Genomic DNA, 4,734 nt, shown 5'->3' on the forward strand with positions numbered 1-4,734 from the left:
GGCCGTTTGACGCTACCCACGCGGCAGGCGAACAAACGCGAGGTTCATTCGTCCCTGTTCGGTCCCATGACCATCGGGCGGACGAGATTACGCCGCAGGGCGCGGCTTTCAACCGCAATGCCGGCAACGTGGATCAGGGCAAGCACGAGCATGAGATTGGCGGCTCCTTCGTGGATTTCCTCGGCGGCTTCGCGAAGGATGTTCTCTTCGTCTTCGCCGGTGTCTTCCGCTTTGAGCAATGCAGTCCAGTCGCCTGCGGCGACAGCCGCCTTTTCCTCCGCGATCGCTATCGGGCTCCTGGCGCCTGTCATGACGAGGCCCGTTGCCGTCACGGTCGCAAGGCAGCCCCAGAGCGCATAGACCATGATTGCGCCCGCGGGATTGTGGGAAGGATACTCGCGGGGCTTGCCGCGGACCAGCTCAAAGAGATGCGTCACGGCAGCGCGCGGATCGGGTGGAAAGGCGGAAAAGCGTGCTTCCGCCGGGCCAACCAGACCCCAGGCGAGGCGAAGCGCCAGCAACGCCAGAACGCCCCAACCGATCCAGATATGAACGGTTCCGCCGGATTTGGTGAAAAGTCCGTTTGCGATAACTGCGGCCGCGATCAGCCAGTGGCTGATCCGCACAATCGGGTCCCAGGGGTCGGGGGCGCTGTGCGCCCCTTCCGGATTTGTCGGCTTGACGCGCCTGGTCATCATCAGTCGCCCGACTTCACTTTGGTGATCTTGCCGGATTTGGGGTCGATATAGACTTCCAGCAAAGCATTCGAGGCGTCTGTGCATTTCGCCTCGATCTTTCCGTCCTCGGCTTCGAATTCACGGACTGTGCATCCGGCCCTGGCAAGGGCGGCCTTCGCCTCTTCAGGACCAGTCCCGACCATGTCGCCGACCGCCGGTGCAGCGTGCGCGGCGACAGGAGCGAGAGACAGGATGAGCACGGCGAGAGATTTCTTGAACATTTTCAGTCCTTCATGAAATTTGTATTCGGGTCACTGCATTCGGCCGGTTCTGGCCGAAACCCTGTTTGGCGCCGGGAAGCTCTCAGGGTCGATTGACGGATTGCTGATAAAGGGACCCGTAAGCAGGTGCTTAGGCGGATTTCACGAGGCCTTTGGACGGCGTTTGCGCTTCCTGGGGATTTCTGAAGGGTGCAATTCCGTGCTTCAAAACGATCCGGCGCCGATCTAAGGTTGAATCATTGCTGAAAACGCATTGACTGGAGCAGGGCATGCCGGACCACAAATACATTCTCACCAAAGAAGAGATTTCCGGAATGGAGGGCCGGAAGAAGACCCATTTTCTGAACCCCAACGCCCGACGCCTGAACAAGTCGCTCGGAGACGAGACGGGCCTGACGGGATTCGGTTTTCACCTCATCGAGGTCGAGCCTGGATGTGAAACCACGGAATTCCACTGTCACCACCAGGAGGACGAGTGCGTTTTTGTGCTGTCGGGAACGGCAACCGCCTTCATCGGCGGAGAAGAACATTCGATCGGTGAAGGCGATTTCATCGGCTATCGCAAGGGTGGGCTGGCGCATTCCATCAAGAACACAGGTGAGGAGGTCCTGCGCTGCATTGTCGTCGGCGAAAGACTTGCGCACGACGTCGGTGACTATCCCCGGCTCGGCAAACGTATCTACCGCAACGCCGGCATGCCCTTCGATCTGGTGGATCACGACCGGATCGAGAAAATCGGCGGAGATGTCGGCAAGAAGTAACTGTCGGAGCGCCGGTTTGGTCCAGGCATCCTCACCGCTCAATTTTCTTGGCTGTGCCAGGCAGCGCGGCTATCGTTTAACGGGCATTTTTGCGGGAAGGGAATACCATGAAGCGGATTTCCGGAAGGATGGATCGCCGCGGTTTTCTGGCCGGCGCCGGTGCTTGCGCTGTCGCGTTTGTCAGCATGGAAGTCGCGGCCAGGCAGGTTTTGAAGGAAGTCAGCGAACTTGAGCCGGGTGAGTTCACCTGGCACCCTGACCGGCAACCGGATGGCCCGGTCGCGGTCGTGGTGTCGCTGCCTGAGCAGCTCGTGCACGTCTACCGCAATGGTGTGCGGATCGCCGTCTCGACCTGTTCCACCGGCAAACCTGGCCATTCGACGCCGACTGGCGTGTTCGTCGTCCTGCAAAAGGACAAGCACCACCACTCGAGCACCTACAACAATGCGCCGATGCCAAATATGAATCGGCTGACCTGGTCCGGAATTGCGCTTCATGCCGGCAAGCTGCCGGGCTATCCGGCCTCACACGGCTGCGTGCGGTTGCCGCTCGATTTTTCAGAAAAGCTCTTCGGGATCACGCACCTTGGAACACCCGTCATCATCGCAGGATCGCATTCCGATCCCTGGGAGCTGAAACATCCCGGCATGGTCTTGAGCGCCTATGCCGAAGATGAATTCGAAACAGTCGAAGCATCGCTGGAAGACAAGAAGCATCCGAAGGACTGGCTCGCCGCCGAAAGCTCTCCGATTACGTCCGTGATCGCCTCCTCCGGTGACCGGAAAATCATGCTTATCGAGAACGGTGCGGTCGTCGCCGAAACCGGGCTGAATATTGAAGGTGACTATCCGCTGGGCAGCCACGTATTCCTGCTGAAGGGCGGCAATGCGAAGACCCGAGGTCTGCATTGGCTGGCGATCAGTCACAACACGGATGTTGACGGAACTTTCCAGCCGGAAGAGCGGGCGTTGCACCGGCTGAAAGCGGATCAGCGTTTTCTCGAAACGATGAAACCCAGAATGCATCCCGGCATGATCATGATCCTGACCGACGCACCCCTTCACCCGGACACTAGATCAGGCAAGGACTTCGTGATCATGTCGTAATCCATAGCGAATTCCGGCGCCCTGTGTTCGCCTGCCTCAGGCAGAGCCGTGGCGCGTCCCGGATCACGTGTCTTTGTGCTTTCGATCCGGTGGCGGCCTGTTCCGGGTTTCTTGGTGTTCCCTGTCTTTCATGAGCCTGTGACTTTTGGTGCGGAGAGTGAGCTGTGCTACCGGATCGAAAGCGGCATGGTCGTGCCTGCCGAAGCAATCTGAAGTTACATTTACTTTAAATACGCCATTTGATTGTGCGGGCATGCATCAAAATACCGTAAGGGAAAGTATGTATTTTTTTGTTACATCAATCACATTACTTGTTATTCCTGCGTATGTTTTAAATATTTGCGGATAAATTAATAAAAATCCCATTCAATTTCTTACTTTTATTGCAATTTGCCGTTGAATATGGGTGTGCAGTCCCTTACATTTCAGACCGGGTAGGAATGTTAACTGCCGCCCCTCTGCGAATTGGTGGGATCGGGACGGCAAAGGGTATGCCACGGCGGAAAAGTTGAGTTGCAACTGTCCGTCATTATGGAGGAGTTACCAATAATGGGTTCCACTCACTAGAGTTTCCAAACTCAAGGCCAGCATGACGCATCCGCTGCGTGGGGACGAAGCGGATGGGGCTGAACGGACATATCCGTTTGACGGCCTACAGCCTCGGCAAAGGCGATTTACCTGACCGGTAAAGACCTTCGCACCCGGCGCGACCGCCAGACTTTCTGGATCTTCTGCCGCTGACTGTTCAATCGGACCTGCTTCGACCGGAGGCGGAGGCAGCGGAATCGCAATTATCGACAGGCGGAACCACCGCCTCGACAAGCCTCATTCATCTTCTCCCGCAACACCGGCGCATGCGCATCGCCAGGCCGGAACCCTCCGCTGCAATAAAACCCACGCTGCCGCCTGGAAGGGCGATCGGGAGGACAAAATGGCTATTGCGATTACGCAAGTTGGAACAAGCACGCTTGATGAGAGCGGGGTGATCCCGGGAAACGGGGCTGATGTTCTGTTTGCTGTCCGGTTCATCACAGATACCGGACCCGGATCTGTTTCTGGTCGTATCCGGGTCAAGAGACCACCGCAGCATTACCACTGAGACAAGCAACGAATTTGACCGGGAGTGCGGCGGCACCTGCGCCTGGATATAGGCGGCCGTGCAAGGAGACCGCATACCGGCTGAACAAGCACATTGGGAGTAGAGATCATGGGTATCACGGCAACAGGCGAATATGTGGTCCTCGACGAGTCCGAAGGCCTGCAAAACTACTATACCACCGCTGTCGCAGGTGACAGCGACGACCACGACATCTCGGACAGCCGGCTACCAGCGGCTTTTTCGTCTCGGCTGACCTTTTATTCTTTGATGATCGATGAAGCTGCGTTGAGCGGCTATGGCGGTGACATGACTGATGCGGCGAGCGACGAAGGCGACAACGTCGTCACAGTCACTGCCGACCCGGGAGCGGAAATCACCGATCTCTCGCTGGCTGCCAACGCAGCCGGTGATTCCTTCACGGCGTATGGCGCGGGCGCCGTATCCACCTATTCCAGTGGACACTCCACCGTTGATGGCGACGAGATCTACTTCTTCGCCGATCCGACAAACGACAACATCGTCTATGGCGTGGCGGGAGATACCGTAAACGTGTTGGCTGACGGAACCGACATTGTCCTGGCCTTTTTTCTCGACGAGGTGACAAATCTCGACGGTGATATCACCGGCGCCAAGATGTGGGCCGTACTCATGGACGGCTACACACTGGCGCACAGCGATACGAACGACAGTGACGACGATCTCGATTTCACCAACAAGCTCTTCGTGGCCGCGTCGGCGCAGCCTGATTTCGACTTTGCCGGGGCGCCTCCGGGCAACAATCTCTTCATGTGGTTCGGCAGCCTCGACCAG

At 57.5% G+C, this 4,734-nt stretch carries 5 protein-coding genes; 3 read left to right on the forward strand and 2 right to left on the reverse strand.

Translation table 11 applies throughout. The features are described from left to right. Positions 1–44: 44 nt before the first annotated feature. Positions 45–695: a cytochrome b/b6 domain-containing protein gene (locus tag ACQY7U_RS25480; RefSeq protein WP_428651184.1), complete on the reverse strand. Its 651-nt coding sequence runs from the start codon at positions 693–695 to the stop codon at positions 45–47. Positions 696–697: 2 nt separating this feature from the next. Then, positions 698–958 (reverse strand): PepSY domain-containing protein, encoded by a 261-nt coding sequence (locus ACQY7U_RS25485; protein ID WP_428651187.1) that lies wholly within the window; start codon positions 956–958, stop codon positions 698–700. 269 nt (positions 959–1,227) lie between these two features. On the opposite strand from ACQY7U_RS25485, the gene ACQY7U_RS25490 reads away from it, so the two are divergent. The 3 genes from ACQY7U_RS25490 to ACQY7U_RS25500 form a co-directional block, all read left to right on the forward strand. Continuing rightward, positions 1,228–1,719 carry a cupin domain-containing protein gene (locus tag ACQY7U_RS25490; protein WP_428651190.1) on the forward strand — a complete coding sequence of 164 codons (492 nt, stop codon included), beginning with the start codon at positions 1,228–1,230 and terminating at the stop codon, positions 1,717–1,719. Positions 1,720–1,826: 107 nt separating this feature from the next. Then, positions 1,827–2,825, forward strand: a complete 999-nt coding sequence (locus ACQY7U_RS25495; protein ID WP_428651192.1) for a L,D-transpeptidase — start codon at positions 1,827–1,829, stop codon at positions 2,823–2,825. Between the two features lie 1,207 nt (positions 2,826–4,032). Next, positions 4,033–4,734 (forward strand): hypothetical protein (locus ACQY7U_RS25500; protein ID WP_428651194.1); only part of this gene is annotated, 702 nt, incomplete at its 3' end.

It is taken from the genome of Roseibium sp. (assembly GCF_050301095.1).
Lineage (GTDB): Bacteria > Pseudomonadota > Alphaproteobacteria > Rhizobiales > Stappiaceae > Roseibium.